This window comes from Sphingomonas sp. Mn802worker (assembly GCF_000382485.1).
GTDB lineage: Bacteria > Pseudomonadota > Alphaproteobacteria > Sphingomonadales > Sphingomonadaceae > Sphingomonas.
The window spans coordinates 276,329-295,587 of sequence record NZ_AORY01000004.1; the positions used below are offsets into that span (position 1 = coordinate 276,329).

General features: G+C 67.4%; 21 protein-coding genes and 1 tRNA gene. 11 read left to right on the forward strand and 11 right to left on the reverse strand.

The features are described 5' to 3' along the window. Positions 1 to 24 precede the first annotated feature (24 nt). The 4 genes from SMN802W_RS0104770 to yajC are packed head-to-tail and all read right to left on the reverse strand — an operon-like array spanning position 25 to position 3,362. Complete coding sequence (locus SMN802W_RS0104770; RefSeq protein ID WP_037523347.1) at positions 25 to 393, reverse strand: MTH938/NDUFAF3 family protein; 369 nt, start codon at positions 391 to 393, stop codon at positions 25 to 27. Positions 394 to 418: 25 nt separating this feature from the next. Continuing rightward, complete coding sequence (gene secF, locus SMN802W_RS0104775; protein WP_019515752.1) at positions 419 to 1,393, reverse strand: protein translocase subunit SecF; 975 nt, start codon at positions 1,391 to 1,393, stop codon at positions 419 to 421. 14 nt (positions 1,394 to 1,407) lie between these two features. Further along, a complete protein-coding gene (secD, locus tag SMN802W_RS0104780) occupies positions 1,408 to 3,006 on the reverse strand; it encodes a protein translocase subunit SecD (protein WP_019515753.1) in 1,599 nt (532 codons plus the stop codon). A gap of 14 nt (positions 3,007 to 3,020) precedes the next feature. After that, positions 3,021 to 3,362, reverse strand: a complete 342-nt coding sequence (gene yajC, locus SMN802W_RS0104785; RefSeq protein WP_026325758.1) for a preprotein translocase subunit YajC — start codon at positions 3,360 to 3,362, stop codon at positions 3,021 to 3,023. 188 nt (positions 3,363 to 3,550) lie between these two features. Between yajC and SMN802W_RS0104790 the strand changes: the two genes are divergently transcribed. The 3 genes from SMN802W_RS0104790 (at position 3,551) to SMN802W_RS0104800 (ending at position 4,763) form a co-directional block, all read left to right on the forward strand. Continuing rightward, positions 3,551 to 3,627, forward strand: a tRNA-Pro gene (locus tag SMN802W_RS0104790). 89 nt (positions 3,628 to 3,716) lie between these two features. Further along, complete coding sequence (locus SMN802W_RS0104795) at positions 3,717 to 4,262, forward strand: glycosyl hydrolase 108 family protein (RefSeq protein ID WP_019515755.1); 546 nt, start codon at positions 3,717 to 3,719, stop codon at positions 4,260 to 4,262. A gap of 93 nt (positions 4,263 to 4,355) precedes the next feature. Continuing rightward, positions 4,356 to 4,763, forward strand: a complete 408-nt coding sequence (locus SMN802W_RS0104800; protein WP_019515756.1) for a 3TM-type holin — start codon at positions 4,356 to 4,358, stop codon at positions 4,761 to 4,763. A gap of 4 nt (positions 4,764 to 4,767) precedes the next feature. Here SMN802W_RS0104800 and SMN802W_RS0104805 read toward each other — a convergent pair whose 3' ends face one another. Further along, the gene (locus SMN802W_RS0104805) at positions 4,768 to 4,959 is read right to left on the reverse strand and encodes a hypothetical protein (protein WP_019515757.1); all 192 of its coding nucleotides are present in this window, start codon (positions 4,957 to 4,959) and stop codon (positions 4,768 to 4,770) included. A 149-nt stretch (positions 4,960 to 5,108) separates the two neighbouring features. Between SMN802W_RS0104805 and hslV the strand changes: the two genes are divergently transcribed. Continuing rightward, positions 5,109 to 5,678, forward strand: a complete 570-nt coding sequence (gene hslV, locus SMN802W_RS0104810; RefSeq protein ID WP_019515758.1) for an ATP-dependent protease subunit HslV — start codon at positions 5,109 to 5,111, stop codon at positions 5,676 to 5,678. Between the two features lie 8 nt (positions 5,679 to 5,686). Then, the gene (gene hslU / locus SMN802W_RS0104815) at positions 5,687 to 6,988 is read left to right on the forward strand and encodes an ATP-dependent protease ATPase subunit HslU (protein WP_019515759.1); all 1,302 of its coding nucleotides are present in this window, start codon (positions 5,687 to 5,689) and stop codon (positions 6,986 to 6,988) included. A 25-nt stretch (positions 6,989 to 7,013) separates the two neighbouring features. Here the strand turns inward: hslU and pgeF are convergent, their stop codons facing one another. Genes pgeF through lgt form a run of 4 tightly spaced genes read right to left on the reverse strand, consistent with a single transcriptional unit; the run spans position 7,014 to position 10,270 of the window. Then, entirely contained in the window at positions 7,014 to 7,781 is a 768-nt protein-coding gene (pgeF, locus tag SMN802W_RS0104820; RefSeq protein ID WP_019515760.1) for a peptidoglycan editing factor PgeF, read from the reverse strand. Continuing rightward, positions 7,778 to 8,293: a GNAT family N-acetyltransferase gene (locus tag SMN802W_RS0104825; protein ID WP_019515761.1), complete on the reverse strand. Its 516-nt coding sequence runs from the start codon at positions 8,291 to 8,293 to the stop codon at positions 7,778 to 7,780. Before SMN802W_RS0104825 ends, pgeF begins: the two co-directional genes overlap by 4 nt. 25 nt (positions 8,294 to 8,318) lie before the next feature. Then, complete coding sequence (locus tag SMN802W_RS0104830; RefSeq protein ID WP_019515762.1) at positions 8,319 to 9,359, reverse strand: SAM-dependent methyltransferase; 1,041 nt, start codon at positions 9,357 to 9,359, stop codon at positions 8,319 to 8,321. 17 nt (positions 9,360 to 9,376) lie between these two features. Further along, positions 9,377 to 10,270 (reverse strand): prolipoprotein diacylglyceryl transferase, encoded by an 894-nt coding sequence (gene lgt / locus SMN802W_RS0104835; protein ID WP_019515763.1) that lies wholly within the window; start codon positions 10,268 to 10,270, stop codon positions 9,377 to 9,379. 83 nt (positions 10,271 to 10,353) lie between these two features. Between lgt and SMN802W_RS0104840 the strand changes: the two genes are divergently transcribed. The 4 genes from SMN802W_RS0104840 to phbB are packed head-to-tail and all read left to right on the forward strand — an operon-like array spanning position 10,354 to position 16,092. Further along, positions 10,354 to 12,051, forward strand: coding sequence for a class I adenylate-forming enzyme family protein (locus SMN802W_RS0104840; protein ID WP_026325761.1), 1,698 nt, complete (start codon positions 10,354 to 10,356; stop codon positions 12,049 to 12,051). 51 nt (positions 12,052 to 12,102) lie between these two features. Next, complete coding sequence (locus SMN802W_RS0104845) at positions 12,103 to 14,322, forward strand: xanthine dehydrogenase family protein molybdopterin-binding subunit (RefSeq protein WP_019515765.1); 2,220 nt, start codon at positions 12,103 to 12,105, stop codon at positions 14,320 to 14,322. An 11-nt stretch (positions 14,323 to 14,333) separates the two neighbouring features. Further along, complete coding sequence (gene hemH, locus SMN802W_RS0104850; RefSeq protein WP_019515766.1) at positions 14,334 to 15,338, forward strand: ferrochelatase; 1,005 nt, start codon at positions 14,334 to 14,336, stop codon at positions 15,336 to 15,338. A 31-nt stretch (positions 15,339 to 15,369) separates the two neighbouring features. Further along, entirely contained in the window at positions 15,370 to 16,092 is a 723-nt protein-coding gene (gene phbB / locus SMN802W_RS0104855) for an acetoacetyl-CoA reductase (RefSeq protein ID WP_019515767.1), read from the forward strand. Between the two features lie 389 nt (positions 16,093 to 16,481). On the opposite strand, the gene SMN802W_RS0104860 is transcribed toward phbB, so the two are convergent. After that, positions 16,482 to 16,826: a glycine zipper 2TM domain-containing protein gene (locus SMN802W_RS0104860; RefSeq protein WP_019515768.1), complete on the reverse strand. Its 345-nt coding sequence runs from the start codon at positions 16,824 to 16,826 to the stop codon at positions 16,482 to 16,484. A gap of 173 nt (positions 16,827 to 16,999) precedes the next feature. On the opposite strand from SMN802W_RS0104860, the gene SMN802W_RS0104865 reads away from it, so the two are divergent. Further along, the gene (locus SMN802W_RS0104865; RefSeq protein ID WP_019515769.1) at positions 17,000 to 17,962 is read left to right on the forward strand and encodes an esterase-like activity of phytase family protein; all 963 of its coding nucleotides are present in this window, start codon (positions 17,000 to 17,002) and stop codon (positions 17,960 to 17,962) included. Positions 17,963 to 18,031: 69 nt separating this feature from the next. Here the strand turns inward: SMN802W_RS0104865 and rpmB are convergent, their stop codons facing one another. Beyond that, positions 18,032 to 18,331 carry a 50S ribosomal protein L28 gene (gene rpmB, locus SMN802W_RS0104870; RefSeq protein WP_019515770.1) on the reverse strand — a complete coding sequence of 100 codons (300 nt, stop codon included), beginning with the start codon at positions 18,329 to 18,331 and terminating at the stop codon, positions 18,032 to 18,034. Between the two features lie 460 nt (positions 18,332 to 18,791). Here rpmB and SMN802W_RS0104880 point away from each other — a divergent pair, with 460 nt between their 5' ends. Continuing rightward, positions 18,792 to 19,220 (forward strand): nucleoside deaminase, encoded by a 429-nt coding sequence (locus SMN802W_RS0104880; RefSeq protein WP_026325762.1) that lies wholly within the window; start codon positions 18,792 to 18,794, stop codon positions 19,218 to 19,220. Positions 19,221 to 19,259 lie beyond the last annotated feature (39 nt).

Sequence of the window (19,259 nt, forward strand, 5' to 3'; positions counted from 1 at the left end):
GAGCCGTCTAGGCTGTACGCATCCTCACGCATCGATCGGGTAGAGCGCCGCGACCACCTGTCGGTCCTCGGCACGCAGCACGCCCCAGGCGCGCGCCGCGGCGCGGCTGTCCATCGCCTCGACACCGATCCCGCGCGCCTCCAGCGCGGCGACCAGCGGACGCGGCGGTCGTGCCAGGTTCGCGCCGGTGCCGAGCAGCACGAATTCGGGCGCGCCCTCCAGGATCGCCGCCAGTGCCGCCTCATCCAGTTCGGCGAGCGGTGGCGGTGACCACGTGTCCGCGCGCAACGGGGTCAGCGTCAGCGCGGTGTAGACGTTCTCATCAACGCGGAACCCGCTTGGCCCCATCGCGCGGATCAGCGGCCCGGCAGCGCCGGCCCGATCCATCCGCATCGATCCCGCGCGCGTCACCACGGCGTCAGTTCCGCGGTCCCACGCGCTCGGCATTCTCGATCCCGCCGCGACCGGGCCGTGCCGCGCCGCCTTCCGGCTCGGCACGCAGCCCCAGCGAGATCAGCAGCGACGAAGACACGTAGATCGACGAATAGGTACCGACTACGATGCCAAGGATCATCGCCGCGGTGAACCCGCGCAGCACGTGCCCGCCCAGCAGCAGCAGTGCGGCGAGCGCGAGCAGGATCGTGACCGAGGTCATCACGGTGCGCGGCAGCGTCTCGTTGACCGACAGGTTGATGATCTCGCGCATGTCCATCTTGCGGTACCGGCGCATGTTCTCGCGGATGCGGTCGTCGATCACGATCTTGTCGTTGATCGAATAGCCGATGATCGTCAGCACCGCGGCGACGATGTTCAGGTCGAACTCGAACTGCGTCAGCGCGAAGAAGCCGAGCGTCATCAACAGATCGTGGACGATCGCGACGATCGTCGACACCCCGAACTGCCACTCGAAACGGAAAATCGCGAACAGGCCAATGCCGAGGATCGCGAGCACGATCGCGATTGCGCCGTTGCGCACCAGCTCGCCCGACACCTTCCCCGACACGGTCGAGTAACGCAGGAACGTCGCGCCGGGGAACTTGGCAGCGAGTGCGGCCTCGACCTTCTTGACGGCCGCATTGGTCGCGCCCTCGTCGCCGCCCGACTGGACTGGCAGGCGGATCGACAGCGTGGTACCGTCGCCGATCGGCTGGATGTTGGCATCGCCGACCTCCTGCTGCTCGATCACGGTGCGGACCTGATCGATCGGCGGCTGCGTCGCGAACCGCTCCTCGATCATCAACCCGCCCTCGAAATCGACGCCGAAGTTGAGCCCGTGATAAAAGGTCAACCCGACCGCCACCACGCTCAGCAGCAAAGTCAGGCCGAACGCCCATCCGCGCAGCCGCACGAAATCGATGTTGGTGTTGTCGGGTACGAGCTTGAGGAGTTTCATGGGTCTGGCCCGGCTCAAATGTTGATTGTCTTGGGCTTGGTGCGGCGCACCCAGCCGGCGACGAGCATGCGGGTAAAGGTGACGGCGGTGAAAACGCTGGTCGCGATGCCGATCAGCAGCACCACCGCGAAACCCTTGACCGGGCCCGAGCCCAGCAGGAACATGATGATGCCAGAGATGGCGTGCGTCACGTTCGCCTCGAAGATCGTCCGGCTCGCTTCCTTGTAACCCAGCTCGATCGACTGCACGACGCTGCGCCCGCGGTGGAATTCCTCGCGGATGCGCTCGTTGATCAGCACGTTGGCGTCGACCGCGGTACCGATCGTCAGCACGAATCCCGCGATGCCCGGCAGTGTCAGCGTTCCCTTGATCAGCGCCAGCACGCCCAGGATTACGAAGACGTTGATGATGACGGCCAGGTTCGCATAGGCGCCGAAGCGGCCGTAGGTCACCAGCATGAACGCGACCACGAGCGCCACCGCGACCGCGGATGCGAGGATGCCGGCGCGGATCGAGTCTTTGCCCAGGTCAGGTCCGACGGTCGATTCTTCCACGACCTTCAACGCGACCGGCAGCTTGCCCGAGCGCAGCGCGATCGCCAGCGCGTTGGCGCTCTCGGTTGTGAAGCCACCGTTGATCGCGGCGCGACCGCCCAGGATCGGCTCGTTGATGTTGGGCGCGGAGATGACGCTGTTGTCGAGGATGATCGCGAATGGCTTGTTGACGTTCTCCTGCGTCACGCGCGCGAAACGGCGACCGCCCTGGCTGTCGAAGGTGATCGAGACCTGCGGCGCGTTGGTTTGCGGATCGAACTCCTGCCGCGCGTCGGACAGCATGTCGCCGGTGATAATCGCGGAACGCTTCACCGCGATGAAGGGAATGCCCGACGGGCTGTTGGGATAGGGGAGCACTTGGCTGCCCGCGGGCGCCTGACCCTTGGCTAGCTGCGCCGGATCGGTATTCTGGTCGACCAGCTTGAACTCGAGCTTGGCCGTCTTGCCCAGCAGGTCCTTTAGCGCCTGCGGATTGCCCAGACCCGGCACCTGTACGACGATACGGTTCGATCCCTGACGGATGATCGTCGGCTCGCGCGTGCCGAGCTCGTCGATGCGGCGGCGCACGACCTCGGTCGCGTCCTGCATCGCGCGATCCACCGCCTGCGTGAGGCCAGCTTGCGTCGGGGTCAGCACGAAGCGGCTAGTGTCGACGACCTGAATGTCCCATTCGCGCTGTCCGGTCATGCCGGCACCGCCGCCGGTGATCGCCAGCAGCCGTTCGCGCGCGGCGTCGACCTGGGTCGGATCACGCAGCAGGAACGACAATTGCCCGCCGCGGCTGGAGATATCGCCAATCTCGATCCGCGGGTTCTGTCGCCGCATCTCGGTCTGCACCTGCTCGCGCATCGCCTCGACCCGCGTCGCCGCAACGTCGTTGGTATCGGCCTCGAGCAGCAGGTAGCTGCCGCCCGCCAGATCGAGCCCCAGATTGATCGTGGAGAATTTGACCGGCAGTCGTTCGTTCAACCCCGGCACGATGCTCGGGATCGAGAGCGCCACCAGCACGGCCAGGAACGCCCAGATCGAGGCGACCTTCCAGCGTGGGAAATCGAGCATTGTCTTGGCTCAGCTCAGTCGTTGGCGGGCTTGGAGCCGAGCGGAGTGACCTCCGCCAGCGTCGCCTTGACCACGCGCACGCGGGTGTTGGGCGCGATCTCAACCTCGACGAAGGCATCCTCGACGCGCGTTACCTTGCCGACCAGACCGCCCGCGGTGACGACCGAATCACCCTTCTTCACCGCCGCGACCGCTGCCTGCAGCTTGCGCACTCGCGCCTGCTGCGGACGGATCATCAGGAAGTAGAAGACGATGAAGATGAGGAACAGCGGCGCGAGGCCGAGGAAGCCGCCGAGTGCACCGTTCGCGGAACCCGCACCGCCGGCTGCCTGCGCGTAAGCTGGAGAGATGAGCATCGTGTCCAAGCATGAAAAGTTGCGCGCGCGAGCATCACCCGCACGCCAAAGAAGTTCCCGGCGCTACCATCGCGCGCCACCCGGCGCAACTGCCCGCCCCGGCAGCACGGCCCGGCGAGCCCCAGACGTACCCCGGCAACAGGTCGCTTGCATCATCGCGTCGCCGCGCGTAATGGCCGCCGCTCGGTCGGGGCGTAGCGCAGCCTGGTAGCGCATCACACTGGGGGTGTGGGGGTCGCAGGTTCGAATCCTGTCGCCCCGACCAAATCACACAGCGACGATGTAGCGAAGCACCGCCTCGTCGCTGTCCTACACGCATATGTTCACGCATTGTTCCCGCGGTTCAACCGGGGAGTGTTTCACGTGATCGATCAACTCATCGACGCTGTCATCGACCGCGAAGGCGGCTATTCCAACCATCCCGCCGACCGCGGCGGCGCAACCCGCTTCGGCATCACCGAAGCGGTTGCGCGGGCGAACGGCTATGCCGGCGACATGCGGCATTTCTCGCGCGCCGCCGCCGTCGCGATCTATCGCCGCATCTACTGGGTGCGCCCGCAGTTCGATCAGGTTGCGACCCGCGCGGCCGCGCTCGCCGCCGAGTTGTTCGACACCGGGGTCAACATGGGCCCGGCGGTCGCGGTCACCTTCCTGCAACGTGCGCTCAACGCGCTTAATCGCGGCGCAACCGACTACGCCGACGTGGTGCTCGACGGTCGCGTCGGTGCACAGACGCTCGCCGCGCTCGACCGCTTCCTCGCCACACGGCGCGCGAGCGGGGAGGTCGTGCTCGTCAAGGCGATCGAGGCATTGCAGGGTGAACGCTACATGGCGCTCGCCGAGCAGCGACCCGCGAACGAGGCTTTCCTCTACGGCTGGCTCGCCAATCGCCTCAACTGACGGCGCCAAGGTCACGTCCCTCGCGCGCTCATGCGTAGGGGTGTGACTTCAGTGACCTTCCAGCCGCATCACGACTCTTGAAGGAGCCTCATCATGGCCCGACCCGCCACCGATCTCATCACGCCGATCGCAGGCGTGCTCGACCGCATCATCCCCGATCCCGCCACGCGGGACGCTGCGAAGCTCGAACTGCTGCGGCTCGAACGCACCCACGAACTCGGCACCCTGCGCACGCAGATGGCGGGGGTGCTGGCGGAGGCGAACAGCCCCGACCGCTGGACCGCCCGCGCGCGTCCGTCATTCCTCTACGTCATGTATGCGCTGCTGTTGTGGAGCATCCCGATGGGGCTGATCGCCGCGATCCGGCCGGCGGCGGCGCAGGCGATCGCCCGCGGCATGACCGCTTATCTGAACGCACTGCCAGAGCCGCTCTACGCGCTCTTCGGCACCGGTTACCTCGGCTACACCGTCGCCCGCGAATGGGGGAAGCGGCCGCGGTGACGCGTCAGGGAGCGGCGGTGTTGTCCTCACCCGTCGCCCCGTCGCCCTCGTCCGAATAGGCACGTTCGAGGTAAAGTTCGGCCATCTGGTAATGCGCCTTGCACGCCGCCGGGTTCTCGGTTGCGCTCGCGGCCTCGATCTCGGCCTCCGCGCGGCGGTTGTAATATTCGCGATCGTCGTCGTCGTCGGTACGCACGCACCATCTCCTTGGAGGAGGATGTCGCATGCGCGTGTTTCCCCCGTTTTGCTACAACATAGAAAATCGTACGGTGGATTTCGCCCTCCGGCAGTCACGCCCGGTCGCGGGGTTGGCACAAGCACGCCGCGCTACCTACATGCCGCGCCATGAGCGGGAACGATCCACATTCCGTGCCGGTCTGGCATGGCACCACCATTCTCTCGGTTCGGCGCGGCGGCAAGGTCGTCGTCGCTGGCGACGGCCAGGTCTCGATGGGCCCGACCGTGATGAAGCCTAATGCGCGCAAGGTCCGCACATTAGGCAAGGACGGAAAGGTCATCGGCGGCTTCGCGGGCGCGACCGCCGATGCCTTCACGTTGTTCGAACGGCTCGAGGCCAAGCTCGAGCGCCACAACGGCCAGCTGATGCGCGCCGCGGTTGAGCTCGCCAAGGACTGGCGCACCGACAAATATCTGCGCAACCTGGAGGCGATGATGATCGTCGCCGACCGCGACGTGACGCTGATCCTGACCGGCAACGGCGACGTACTGGAGCCCGAGGCAGGCGTCGCCGCGATCGGATCGGGCGGCAATTTCGCGCTCGCCGGCGCGCGTGCGCTGGTCGACTATGAACAGGATGCGGAAACGATTGCGCGCCGTGCAATGAAGATCGCCGCCGACCTCTGCGTCTACACCAACGATCGCCTCGTCGTCGAAACGCTCGACTCGGCCAACTGAGTTTTTCCATGCAAGACAATCTGACGCCCAAGGCGATCGTCGCCGCGCTCGACGCGCACATCATCGGTCAGCGCGACGCGAAGCGCGCGGTTGCGGTGGCGCTCCGCAACCGCTGGCGCCGACAGCGGCTCGGCGCCGATCTGCGCGACGAGGTGACGCCCAAGAACATCCTGATGATCGGCCCGACCGGGTGCGGCAAGACCGAGATCAGCCGCCGTCTGGCGAAACTCGCCGACGCGCCGTTCGTGAAGGTCGAGGCGACCAAGTTCACCGAGGTTGGCTATGTCGGTCGCGACGTAGAACAGATCGCGCGCGACCTGGTCGAGGAGGCGGTGCGGCTTGAAAAGGAACGCCGGCGTCTGGCGGTTAAGGACAAGGCCGAGGAAGCGGCGATGAACCGCCTGCTCGACGCGCTCGTCGGCAAGGATTCGAGCCAGGCGACGCGCGAGAGCTTTCGCCAGCGCTTCCGCGACGGCCACCTCGACCAGACCGAGATCGAGCTCGAACTCAGCCAGACGCCGCAGATGCCGTTCGACATTCCCGGCGGCGGGTCGGTCGGCATGATCAACTTGAGCGAGATGATGGGCAAGGCGTTCGGCAACAACGCACCCAAGCAGCGCCGCAAGCTGCTCGTCCCCGCCGCGTGGGAGAAGCTGGTCGAGGAGGAAGCCGACAAGCGGCTCGACCAGGACGAGGTCAGCCGCACCGCGCTTGCCGATGCGGAGGCGAACGGCATCGTCTTCCTTGACGAGATCGACAAGATCGCAGTCAGCGATGTGCGCGGCGGGTCGGTCAGCCGCGAAGGCGTGCAGCGCGACCTGCTGCCGCTGATCGAAGGGACCACCGTCTCGACCAAGTACGGGCCGATGAAGACCGATCACATCCTCTTCATCGCATCGGGCGCGTTCCACGTCGCCAAGCCGTCCGACCTGTTGCCCGAGCTTCAGGGCCGACTGCCGATCCGCGTCGAGTTGAAGGGGCTGACCGAGGACGATTTCGTCTCGATCCTGTCCGACACCAAGGCGTCGCTGCCCGCGCAATACAGCGCGCTGATCGCCACCGAAGGCATCGAGGTCAGCTTCACCGACAACGGCATCCGCGCAATTGCGCGCATCGCGGCGGAAGTGAATGGCGAGATCGAGAACATTGGCGCCCGCCGCTTGCAGACTGTGATGGAGAAGCTGCTGGAGGAAGTCAGCTTCGACGCCGAGGATCGCAAGGGGGAGAGCCTCGTCGTCGACGCCGCTTACGTCGAGCAGCAGCTCGCCAGCGTCGCACGCAACGCCGACCTCAGTCGCTTCGTCCTGTAAGGCTGCTGATTGGGCTGGCGGCTCGTCAGCCCGACAGCCCGATGATGGCGATCTGTCGTCCGTAATCGGGCTCGCCGCGGTGTGTCGCGCGGCGATAGCTGAAGAAACGGTCCTCGTCGGCATAGGTGTCGAGCCCCATCGCCTCGATTCGCCGTACGCCCGCTGCCGCCAGTCGGTGAGCGACATAGCCTTCGAGGTCGAACTGCGCGTGGTCGGCGCGACCGTCGGCGAAGAAGCGCTCGTTCGCCGGATCAGCCTCCTCGAATCGCTGCCGAAACGCGGCATCGACCTCGTAGCTGGCGCGCGCGATGCACGGTCCGATCGCCGCGGCGATCCGCTGCCGGACTGCGCCGAGCGCTTCCATCGCGTCGAGCGTCGCATCGGTGACGCCGTCCAGTGCACCCTTCCATCCGGCATGCGCCGCACCGACCACGCCCGCCGCCACATCCGCCAGCAGCACCGGCGCGCAATCCGCGGTGACGATGCCGAGTGCGAGCGCGGGATTGTCGGTCACCAGCGCATCGGCGTGTGGGCGCACGCCGTTCGCGAACGGCACCCGTACGGTGACGCAATCGGGCGAGTGGATCTGATACGGCGTCAGCAGCGTCGCGCCCGGCCTGACCGCTGCAAGTGCCGCCATGCGGTTCTCCGCCACCGCGTCCTGATCGTCGCTCGATCCCGCACCGACGTTCAGCCCCGCGAACACGCCACCCGACGCACCGCCGCGTCGGCCGAGGAATCCGTGCGGCACACCGCCCAGCACATCGGCGCGGATGACCTCGACCGCGCTCACAGCGCCAGCCGCATAATTAGGTCGCGATCGACCTGCGTTCCGGTCTGGAACGCGTAATCGCCGACGTGGACGAAGCCGTGCTTTTCGTAGAAGCGCCGCGCCCGCGCATTTTCCTCCCAGACGGTCAGCAGCAGGCTAGACGCACCGCGCGACTGCGCGATCCGGCGAGACCAGTCGAGCAGCGCGGGCGCGACCCCTTGTCCGTGGAAGTCGCGATCGACGTAGAGCTGCCGCAGCTGGTGTGCGCCGCTCGCATCGACCTCGTCAGTGAAGATCGGCGTGCTCATCTTCGCATAGCCGATTACGTGGCTGTCGCTCAAAGCGACACGGTAGTCGAACGCCGGGTCGGGTAGGTCGCGGATCAGCGCTCCCGCCTGACCGAACGCCTCCGCCAGGTAGCGCTCGATGTCAGCCGCTGATGCGGAATGCCTGAAGGTGTCGAGCCACACCCGACGCGCCATTGCGTCGATCGCCGGACCGTCGTCGGGCAGGGCGTCGCGGTAGACGATCACGCGAGGCTTGCTCGGCGACAATGGATCACGCGAACCCCGCCGGCTCGGGCCAGTCGCGGTGCCGAACCGCCATGACGCGGAACAGCTCGCCCATCTCCTCGACCAGCCGGCGGCGATCCTCCGCCACCCGCGGCCCCAGCGCCGCGGCCCGCGCATCGATGCCAAGCGCCGACAGGAACGCGCCTTGCCCGGTCGGCCCGGAGCGCCGGCATCCGGAAGCCTCCGCCGCGAGCGCGAGCGTCGCGAAATCGACGTGCGCGGTCAGGTCCTGCTCGCCCGGCGCCTCGAACGGATTGGCATAAGCGTGGCCGCGCACCGCCTGCAGCGTGTCGCCAACCGCCGGCCCCTCGTAGCCGTAATCGATCACCAGCATCGCACCGCCCTGCGCTTCGATCAGCGCGGAAAGCCCCGCCATGATCGCGACGCTGGCGGGCGAGGTCTCGACCACCGACCCGGGTCCCGCCGCGTCGAGCGCTTCGGGCATGATCCCCGCCGGCATCGCGCCGCCCGCGATCGGCAGGAACAACGTGTCCTGGCACGCGACCAGCCGCTCGCGCCAGCCATCGGCGCCGCGTACCAACTGCCGGATCGGCAACGCATCAAAGAATTCGTTGGCGACGACGAGCAGCGGCACGTCGGCGGGCAGCGTCGACACATCGTCGTGCCACGTCGCCCCGGGCACCGCGCGCGCCTGCACCTCGCGCAGCGCCGGACTGTTCTCGACGAAATGAACCGCTGGCATCAGCCCCGCTGCCCGCATTGCGCGCAGCGCGTCGGCAGTCAGCGTGCCTCGGCCCGGACCCAGCTCGACCCAGGCAATCTCAGGACGCCCCGCCCGGTCCCATAGGTCCGCCGCCCACAACCCGATCAGCTCGCCAAACATTTGGCTGATCTCCGGCGCGGTGGTGAAGTCGCCGCCCGCCCCCAGCGGATCGCGCGTCGCGTAATAATGCGCGTTGGCAGCCGCCATGAACTGGCTGACCGGGATCGGCCCCCCCAGCGTGATCGCGCGCGCCAGCCGCTCGGCGAGCAGCGGCTCGCGCCTCGACGTGCCCGGCGGCGGCACCAGCGGGTGATCGCTGCTCAGGCGACGCTCTCCAGCCCGCCGGTCGGTTCGATCCGCTGGCGACGTCCCGGCGCCGTCGCGATCAGGAACGCGCCCGCCAGCACCATCGGGATGCACAGCACCTGACCCATGTGGATCGTGTTGGCGAAGAACGTGCCCGCGAACTGCGCGTCGGGCTCGCGGAAGAACTCGACAATGAACCGCGCCACGCCGTAGCCGAGCAGGAACAGCCCGACGAGCTTGCCCGGCTGGTACCGCGCCTTGGTCCGCCAGAAGAAGAACCACAGCAGCATGAACAGGCAGATGCCCTCCAACCCCGCCTCGTACAGCTGGCTCGGATGCCTGGCGGGCTCGACAAACCCGGTCGGCACGGTACGCTCGAACACGATCGCCCAGGGCGCGTCGCTCGGCTTTCCCCATAGCTCACCGTTCACGAAGTTCGCCAGCCGGCCGAAGAACAGCCCGAACGGCACGACGCAGGCGACATAGTCGTGGATGCGCAACCAGTTGAGCTTGTGCTTCCTCGCGAACCAGATGATGCCCAGCGACGTGCCGATCACGCCGCCGTGGAACGACATGCCGCCGTCCCACAATCGCAGGATGCGCAAGGGACTGGACAGCATTTCCGGTGCGTAGAACAGCACGTAGCCGATCCGCCCGCCCAGAATAATGCCGAGCGTCGCGTAGAAAACCAGATCGTCGGCGTGCCGCCGTGCCATTGGTGCGCCGGGCTGCGCAAGCAGTTTCAGCAGGTACCACCAGCCGACGACGATGCCCGCGATATAGGCGAGACTGTACCAGCGCAGCGTGAAGAAGCCGAGCGTGAACACGTCGGGGTGGAGGCCGAGATCGGCGAAACGGAGGTGGCCGGTGCCCGCGTAGGCGGCATCGGCGAGTATCGGCAGGATCAAGGCTTTCCCCTCAACATCGTCGCCTCCATAAGGAGCCAAGGGCACAAGACCAAGCCGTCAACGGCGGCCAAGCGGAGAGAATGATGCGAACCGAGCTCGACCAGCGGATGGATGCGGTGATGGGCGCGATGACGGGCGCGGGCGGGCAGTTGCCGCTGGGCCAAGTCGAACGCTTCGGTCGCTCGCTGCCCTACATCGCCGCCGCGCCGCCGACGCTGCCGGCCTATTTCGCGCATTTCTGCACCCAGCACGCTGAGGCCGAGTTCCTGGTCGCGGGCGACGAGCGGCTGACCTTCGGACAGGTTCACGCCGCCGCGGCGAAGGTCGCCGATGCGCTCGTCGGGCATTATGGCATCGCCAAGGGCGACCGCGTCGGCATCGCCGCACGCAACTCGCCGTCGTGGATCGTGCTCTACATGGGCATCCTGATGGCGGGCGGCACCGCGACGCTGCTCAACGGCTGGTGGCAGGCCGAGGAGTTCGAAGCCGCGATCCGTGATGTGGGTGTCGGCCTGATCTTCGCCGACCTGCCGCGCGCCAAGCGGCTGGCGGCGATCGAGAATATGTCGGTACGGGTCGAGGCGATCGACGATCTGCGCCCGCTGGACGAGGCGATCGGCGCGGTCGTCAGCCACGCGTCCGGCGCGGCGCTGCCGATGCTGACCGGCGTTGATCGCGCGACGATCCTGTTCACCTCGGGCTCGACCGGCAAGTCGAAGGGCGCGCTGTCGACGCATTTCCAGGTCATGCAGGGCATCTTCAACTATCTCGCCTCCGCGCTGATGATGCTGGGCATCGCGACGCAGGACGGCACCGCCAGCACGCTTCAGCCCGCGACCTTGCTCAACGTGCCGCTGTTCCACGTCACCGCCGAGGTGCCCGTCTTCCTGCAAAGCATGGCGATCGGGCGCAAATTGGTGCTGATGCCCAAGTGGGACGCGGAGGAGGCGATGCGGCTGATCGAACGCGAGCAGGTGACCTATTTCGTCGGCGTGCCGCTGATGAGCTTCGAGATGCTGACGCACCCCAATCGCGGCAAGTACGACCTGTCGACGCTCGCCGACATCGCCGCCGGCGGTGCGCCGCGCCCTGTCGAGCATGTCCGCCGTATCGATGCCGAGATGGAGGGCGCGCCGCTGATCGGTTACGGACTGACCGAGACCAACGGGATCGGCACCGGCAACTGGCGCGGCAATTACGTCGCCAAGCCCAATTCGGCCGGCCGCGCCTCGCCGCCGCTGGTCGACCTCGCGATCCTCGACGACGCGGGCGTGCCGGTGCCGCAGGGCGCGCGGGGTGAGGTATGCATCCGCTCGGCCGCGTGCTTCGAGGAATATTGGAACAACCCGCAGGCGACTGCCGACGCGTTCACCGCCGACGGTTATTTCCGCACCGGCGACATCGGCTACCTCGATGAGGACGATTACCTGTTCATCGTCGACCGCAAAAAGGACATCATCATCCGCGGCGGCGAGAACATCAGTTGCCAGGAGGTCGAGGCCGCCCTGTACGAACATCCGGAGGTGGCCGAGGCGGCGGTGTTCGGGCTCACAGATGAACGATACGGCGAGGTGCCCGGGGCGGTCGTCCACCTGGCGCATCCCGGCATCGTCGAGGCGGAGGATCTGGTCGCCTTCCTCACGCCGCACATCGCCGCGTTCAAGGTTCCGCAGAAGATCTGGATCGCCGACGAACCGCTGCCGCGTCTCGGCACGGAGAAGATCGACAAGGTGTCGCTCCGCGGCAAATACCGCGCGCTTGCGGTGAGCGAGAGCGTCTGACCGTTCTCGCGGCTGCTTGTTCGTTTCGGCCGGGCGGGTAAGGAGCGAGCGATGCCAACGCTTTCGCGCCGCAATGTCCTCGTCGCTGGCGGAGCGGGCGTGGGGGTGCTGGTCGCCTGGGCCGCGTGGCCCAGGCGGTACGCACCGAACCTGCCGGTCGCGGCAGACGAGACGCTGTTCGGCGGTTTCCTGAAGATCGCGCGCGATGGGCGCGTCATCGTCGCGGTGCCGCAGGTCGAGCACGGGCAGGGCGTCTACACCACGCTGCCGCAGATCGTCGCCGACGAGCTCGGCGCCGACTGGCGCACGGTCGCGGTCGAGCCCGCGCCGATCAATCCGCTCTACGCCAACCCGCTCGCCGCCGACGTGTTGTTCGCAGGCGGGTTCGATCACGTACCCGCTGGCTTGCGCGAAGAGCATCTGACGCGTGACGCGGTGATGCTGACGGCTGGCTCGACTTCGGTCCGCCGCTTCGAGCAGAGCTTGCGCGAAGCCGGTGCCGCCGCGCGCGTGCTGATGTGCAAGGCAGCGGCGGCGCGCTGGGATGCCGACTGGCAGGCGTGCGACACCGCCGACGGCTTCGTCGTGCTCGACGGGCGCAGGTTGCGCTTCGGCGAACTGGCCGAGGCCGCGGCGGGCTATGCGCTTCCCGACGAGCTGCCACTGCGCTTCGGCGATGATGGTCGGTTGAGCGGCCGGTCGCTGCCGCGGCTCGATGCGCCTGCCAAGGTCGACGGCTCGGCCAATTACGCCGGCGATGTGCGGCTGCCCGACATGGTGTTCGCCAGCATCCGCCAGGGTCCGCTTGGCGACACCCGGCTGCGCTCGTTCAACCGCAACGCGGCGGAAGGGATACAGGGCGTGGTCGGCGTGGTTGCGCGCGATACCTGGGTCGCGGTTGCGGCGAACAATTGGTGGGCAGCGAACCGCGGCCTCGACGCGCTCGATCCCCGGTTCGAGACGCGCGGGCCGCCGATCGACACGGCGTCGATCGATCGCAGGCTCGACACAGCGCTGGCGGGCGATGGCTTCCGCGTCGCCGCCGCCGGCGACCTCGCGGCGGTGTTCGGCGGCGCGCGCATCTATACCGCCGATTATCAGGTCGGCCTGTCGCTTCACCCGTCGCTTGAGACGCCGACCGCGACCGCACACTGGCGCGACGACGCGCTCGAACTCTGGATCGCGACGCAGGCGCCGACCAGCGCGCGCAACGCCGCGGCGGCTGCGCTCGACATTGCTCCTAAGCGAGTCACGGTTCACGCGATGATTGTCGGCGGTTCGTTCGGCCAGGCGCTCGAAACCGAGATCGCGGCGCAGGCCGCCACCCTCGCGCGTGAGTTGAAGCGACCGGTCCAACTCACCTGGTCGCGCGGCGAGACGGCGCTGCACGACCGCTTCCGCGCTCCCGCGCGCGCCCGGATGAGCGCGCGGCTCGGTCCCGGCGGCGCGATCCTCGGCTGGCAGGCGAAGGTCGCCGCGCCTGAGACCGGCGCGCAATTGGCGGCGCGGCTTCTGCCCGATGATCCGCTACGCCGCGCGGCGGCAGCGCTGCCGATCGGCGCGGACGACTACGCCATATCGGGCGCGATCCCGCCCTACGCCATTCCCGCACTCGCGATCGATCACCACCCGGCCGACATCGGCGTGCGCGTCGGGCACCTGCGCGGGCTGGCGGATGGCTACAACGCCTTCTTCACCGAATGCTTCATTGACGAGCTCGCGCACGCGGGCGGGAACGAGCCGATGAGCTACCGGATCGGGATGCTCGGCGGCAACGCGCGGCTGGCACGCTGCCTGACCACGGCCGCCGCGCTCGGCGGATGGCAAGGCGGCGTTGCGGGCAGCGCTCAGGGGATCGCCTGCCACGCGGTCGCGGGCAGCTTCATCGCGGTATTGGCGGAGGCGCGCGTCGACGATGCTGGGCGCGTCCGGGTCGACCGGCTGGTTGCCGCGGTCGATTGCGGCCGCGCGATCAACCCCGACGTGGTGCGTCAGCAGATCGAGGGCGGGCTGATCCTGGGCGTCGCACTGGCGACCGGCTGCGCGACAGGGATCGAGCGCAATCTGCCGACCACGCGCTTGTTCGGCGACTTCGCGATGCCGACACTCGCCACCGCGCCCGAGGTGACGGTCGAGCTGATCCCCAGCAACATCGATCCGGGCGGCGTGTCGGACCTCGGGATACCCGCGGTCGCCCCGGCCGTTGCCAATGCGCTGCGCGCCGCGACCGGTGTGCGGCTCCGTTCGCTTCCCCTGCAACCCCGCGCCTGAGGCATTCGCCCATGATCCCCGCCGGCCACCCTGCCATTCCGCGCCCGCGCATCGGCGTGCTGCTGATCAACCTCGGCACGCCCGATGGGCCAGATCCCAAGTCGGTCAAGCGCTACCTGGCGGAGTTCCTGTCCGACCGCCGCGTCGTCGAGCTTCCGCGGATCGCATGGCAGCCGATCCTGCGCGGCGTGGTGCTGACCACCCGGCCGAGGAAATCCGCGCACGCCTACAGCCAGGTCTGGCGTGACGACGGCTCCCCGCTGGCGGCGATTACGCGCGCGCAGGCGCTGGCATTGAAGGACGCGTTCGGCGACGACGTGCTGGTCGACTGGGCGATGCGCTATGGCCGCCCCGCGATCGCAGAGCGATTGCAGACGATGAAAGACGCCGGCTGCGAGCGCATTCTGCTCGCCCCGCTCTACCCGCAATATTGCGCCGCGACCACTGCGACCGCCAACGACAAGGCGTTTGCGCATCTGGCGACGATGCGCTGGCAGCCCGCGATCCGCACGCTGCCGCCTTATTACGACGACCCGGCCTATATCGACGCACTGGCGCAGAGCGTGCGTACCGGCCTCGCCGCGCTCGACTTCACCCCCGATGCGGTAATGGCAAGCTTCCACGGCATGCCGCAGCGGACGTTGGAGCTGGGCGACCCTTACCATTGTCATTGCCGCAAGACCGGGCGGCTGCTCGGTGAGGCGCTGGGGATCGATCTGACCATCACCTTCCAGTCGCGCTTCGGAAAGGCGAAGTGGCTTGAGCCCGCCACCGACACGGTCCTCGCCGAGATGCCGGAACGTGGCGTGAAGAAGGTCGCGATCGTCGCGCCCGGCTTCTCCGCCGACTGCGTCGAGACGCTGGAGGAACTGACGATCCGCGGGCGCGAGACGTTCGAGGCGGCGGGCGGCACGCACTTCGGCTACCTGCCGTGCCTCAACGACACGCCCGTCGGCATCGAAATGTTACGCACGGTCATCGCGCGCGAGCTTGAAGGCTGGACGACCCGCCTCTAGCCTTTGATGCGGACAAGGAGAGGACGCATCGATGGCACGCGTAGCAATCGTGACGGGTGGAACACGCGGCATCGGCGAGGCGATCAGCGTCGCGCTACGCGACATGGAGCTGACCGTCGCCGCCAATTACGCCGGTAACGACGAACGCGCGCGCGCCTTCACCGACCGCACCGGCATCGCGGCTTTCAAGTGGGACGTGGCCGACTATGACGCCTGTCAGGCGGGGGTCGCGCGCGTCGTCGACGAACTCGGTCCCGTCGACGTGCTGGTCAACAATGCCGGCATCACGCGCGACGGCACGATCATGAAGCTGAGCTACGAGATGTGGCGCGAGGTGATCGACACCAACCTTGGTGGTTGCTTCAACATGGCGAAGGCGGTGTTCCCCGGCATGCGCGACCGCAAATGGGGCCGCATCGTCAACATCGGCTCGATCAACGGACAGGCCGGACAATACGGCCAAGTCAACTATGCCGCGGCGAAAAGCGGCATCCACGGCTTCACCAAGGCACTGTCGCAGGAAGGCGCGCGTACCGGCATCACGGTCAACGCGATCGCGCCCGGCTATATCGACACCGACATGGTCGCAGCGGTGCCGGGCGAGGTGCTGGAGAAAATCGTCGCGAAGATCCCGGTCGGGCGGCTCGGCCAGGCGCAGGAGATCGCGCGCGGCGTCGCCTTCCTGTGTTCCGACGACGCGGGGTTCGTGACGGGATCGACGCTAAGCATTAATGGTGGGCAGCACATGTACTGACGGGCGCCGGCGCGTCGGCGAAGCGACGGCGCCGATGCGCGCAGCGCAGCGCCCGGCACGGCCGGCGGGTCGCGCCAGCGATCCCGTCCGACGTCATGGCGGCGGCTTCGCCGTCGCCCGGCCTTCTAGATCGTCGGTACAGATAAGAGTCGCCACGGCAAAGCCGCGACGAACACGTCGGATGGAATCGGCGGACGCCGACCCGCCGGCCGATTTGATCGCTGCGCTTTGCGCATCGGCTCGCGGGCGAGCCTGCGATCAAACACAACGGGCCGGCCGCCTTTCGGCAACCGGCCCGCGCCCCCGGATACGCTACGCGGGGGAACTCGATACGCTACGCGAGTAGGGAAGGACGGCGCGGGGATGATCCGCCGCGCCGGCCAAGAGGGTTAGCGGCAGTAACGCGGGTTGTTCGACTTCTCGATCGCGTTGCCCGCAACCGCGCCGCCGACGCCGCCCAGCACGGTGCCGAGCGTACGGTCGCCACGCGTGTCGATCGTGCGGCCGAGCAGGCCACCCGCGATCGCGCCCACGATCGTGCCCGTCGTCCCGCCCGAGCAGCGACGATTATAGTTGTAGCGGCGGTTGTCGTAGCGACGGTCGTAATCACGGTACCCGTCGCGATAGCTGCGCTCGTACCGGTGACCATAGCGCTGCGCATCGGCGGCGACCGGCGCCATCGCGGCAGTGCCCATCGCGAGGGCGGAGACGGCGAGGGTCAGATTCTTGAACATGGTACGAACTCCCGTTCTTCTTTGATTCTTCGCGGCGGGATCATCCCGTCGTTGAGGTGCTTATGGGTGATTCGCATTGAGCCGAGCCTGAATGCGCTCGTTATCGTTCGTTCATGCTCGCGGGCGGTTGCCGCGGGTAGGCGCGACCGGCGCACACCCTTAAGGGAAGGCAGGTGAAATGGCCGTTCTCGATCGCGCTGGTGCTCGCCCTAGTTCCCGGCTGGAGCGGAACCGACCGGTTGCCGATCATCGCCTCAGACGCGGTCGTTCATGCCGCTGCTTACGTGCCGGATGGTGGCTGGCCTCGTGGTATCGGCGCGTTGACGCCGATCGGGGCAGTGCGTCTGTGGTCGCGCGATCCGGCGTTCGGCGGCCTCTCAGCGCTATCGATAGACAGAGGCGTGGCGACGTTGCTGAGCGACGGCGGCAATTACGTACGCATCTCGATCAGGCGTAACCGGATCGTCACGCACACGGCCGGCGCAGTGCCAGATGGTCCGGGCACCGGCTGGTCGAAGGAGACCCGCGATACCGAGTCGCTCGCGATCGGTCCCGCGGGCGGACATGCCTGGGTCGGCTATGAGCGCGCGAATGCGATCTGGCGCTATTCAGCCGACCTCGGGCGAGTAGAGGCACACGCGAAGCCCGCCGCGATGCGCGAATGGCCGATGAACGGGGGTGCCGAATCGATGGTTCGTCTGAACGATGGTCGCTTCGTGGTGATCAGCGAGCAGGCGCGTGTGCACGGAAAAGGGCGATTGCGGCAGGCGCTGCTCTTCGACGGTGATCCGACCGCGAAGGCGACGCGGGTGGCGAGGTTCCGCTACAGAGCACCGGACGGCTATAATCCCAGCGATGCGACGGTGCTGCCGAACGGCGACCTTCTGGTGCTCAACCGCCGCTTCCACCGGCTGCGCTTCGATGTGGTGTTGGTGCGCATACCGCCCGCGGAAATCCGCGCCGGCGCCACCGTCCGAGGGGTCGAGATCGCGCGCTGGGGACCGCCGCTACTCGGCGAGAATCCTGAGGGGCTGGCAGTTACGCAGGAGGCCGGTCACACGATCTTGTGGATCGTCACCGACAATGATCTTGCCTGGTACCGCCCGACGTTGCTGATGAAGTTCCGCCTGAACTAGATCAGCCCAACGCGAAGCGGCCTGCTACCTTGCGGTAGCAGGCCGTTCGACACCGTCACGCTGGCGCGATTAAGCCGCGACGGGCTCCGCAGCGCGCTTCTTAACGATCTCGCGCTTCAGGCGACGCGCCTTCAGCGACAGCTTCTCGTCGTTGGTCTTGACCAGCCAATTGTCGAGCCCGCCGTTGTGCTCGACCGAGCGCAGGCCGTTGGTCGACACGCGCAGCCGCACCGAGCGGTCAAGCGAATCGGAGATCAAAGTGACGTTCTGCAGATTCGGCAGGAACGTGCGCTTGGTCTTGTTGTTGGCGTGGGAAACGTTGTTACCCACCTGCCGGCCCTTGCCGGTCAGCTCGCAAATGCGCGACATGGTTGAAATCCTGAAATACGGTTGCCCGGAAAGCCGGTGCCGATAGTGGCGATCCGGCACGAGGTCAAGGCGGCAGCGCGTTGTGCTTCCCTGATAACGCTGCAACCCGCGCCGACAAAGCGCGTTGTTGCGGTAGCGAATCGATGGGGAGAAAGAATCATGCGCGCTTTTCTGGTCATGCTGGGCATCGTCGCGCTGGCGATCCTCGCCGCGATGCTGACGGGTTTCCTGCGCTTCGATCAAACCCAGCCCGCGCAGCTGCCGCGGCTTGAAGGCGGGCAGGCGCCGAAGTTCAACGCCGACGTCGGCCGCATCTCGGTCGGCACCGAAAACAAGACGGTCGCCGTGCCCGACGTGAAGGTGCAGAAGCCGGGCGAGCCCGCAACTCAGCAGTAAGCGCCGCTTCCATCGCGCCGCCGATTGCGCCACGGCGGCGCGCATGTTCCCGCTGCTCCCTTCAATGCGCGCCGCGCTGGATGCTGCCGCAGCGGCAGCGCGGGCGGGCGAGGTACCGGTCGGAGCGGTGGTGGTCCATGCCGGTGCGATCGTGGCAGTCGCTGCCAATGCGCCGCGCGCGCTGCTCGATCCGACGGCGCACGCCGAGATCCTGGCTATTCGCCAGGCGGCGCAGCAGCTCCAGCGTGATCGCCTGGGTGACTGCGACCTGTGGGTGACGCTGGAGCCTTGCGCGATGTGCGCGGGCGCGATCGCTCACGCGCGCATCGCGCGGCTCTACTACGGTGCGGACGACGAGAAGGGCGGGGCGGTAGCGCATGGCGCACGCTTCTTCGCGCAGCCGACCTGCCATCATCGCCCGGAGGTGTTCGCCGGGATCGGTGAGCGCGAGGCGTCTGCGCTGCTGCGCGACTTCTTTGCGGCACGCCGCTGAGAGATCGTAGCTGATGAGGTGCGGGGGCGAGGTCTGAAT

What these genes read in the sequence shown, in the direction of transcription:
- SMN802W_RS0104770 (WP_037523347.1), bottom strand. Translation starts at nt 393, where the DNA reads ATGCGGATGGATCGGGCCGGCGCTGCCGGGCCGCTGATCCGCGCGATG.
- secF (WP_019515752.1), bottom strand. Translation starts at nt 1,393, where the DNA reads ATGAAACTCCTCAAGCTCGTACCCGACAACACCAACATCGATTTCGTG.
- secD (WP_019515753.1), bottom strand. Translation starts at nt 3,006, where the DNA reads ATGCTCGATTTCCCACGCTGGAAGGTCGCCTCGATCTGGGCGTTCCTG.
- yajC (WP_026325758.1), bottom strand. Translation starts at nt 3,362, where the DNA reads ATGCTCATCTCTCCAGCTTACGCGCAGGCAGCCGGCGGTGCGGGTTCC.
- SMN802W_RS0104800 (WP_019515756.1), top strand. Translation starts at nt 4,356, where the DNA reads ATGGCCCGACCCGCCACCGATCTCATCACGCCGATCGCAGGCGTGCTC.
- hslV (WP_019515758.1), top strand. Translation starts at nt 5,109, where the DNA reads ATGAGCGGGAACGATCCACATTCCGTGCCGGTCTGGCATGGCACCACC.
- hslU (WP_019515759.1), top strand. Translation starts at nt 5,687, where the DNA reads ATGCAAGACAATCTGACGCCCAAGGCGATCGTCGCCGCGCTCGACGCG.
- SMN802W_RS0104840 (WP_026325761.1), top strand. Translation starts at nt 10,354, where the DNA reads ATGCGAACCGAGCTCGACCAGCGGATGGATGCGGTGATGGGCGCGATG.
- SMN802W_RS0104845 (WP_019515765.1), top strand. Translation starts at nt 12,103, where the DNA reads ATGCCAACGCTTTCGCGCCGCAATGTCCTCGTCGCTGGCGGAGCGGGC.
- hemH (WP_019515766.1), top strand. Translation starts at nt 14,334, where the DNA reads ATGATCCCCGCCGGCCACCCTGCCATTCCGCGCCCGCGCATCGGCGTG.
- phbB (WP_019515767.1), top strand. Translation starts at nt 15,370, where the DNA reads ATGGCACGCGTAGCAATCGTGACGGGTGGAACACGCGGCATCGGCGAG.
- SMN802W_RS0104860 (WP_019515768.1), bottom strand. Translation starts at nt 16,826, where the DNA reads ATGTTCAAGAATCTGACCCTCGCCGTCTCCGCCCTCGCGATGGGCACT.
- rpmB (WP_019515770.1), bottom strand. Translation starts at nt 18,331, where the DNA reads ATGTCGCGCATTTGCGAGCTGACCGGCAAGGGCCGGCAGGTGGGTAAC.
- SMN802W_RS0104880 (WP_026325762.1), top strand. Translation starts at nt 18,792, where the DNA reads ATGCGCGCCGCGCTGGATGCTGCCGCAGCGGCAGCGCGGGCGGGCGAG.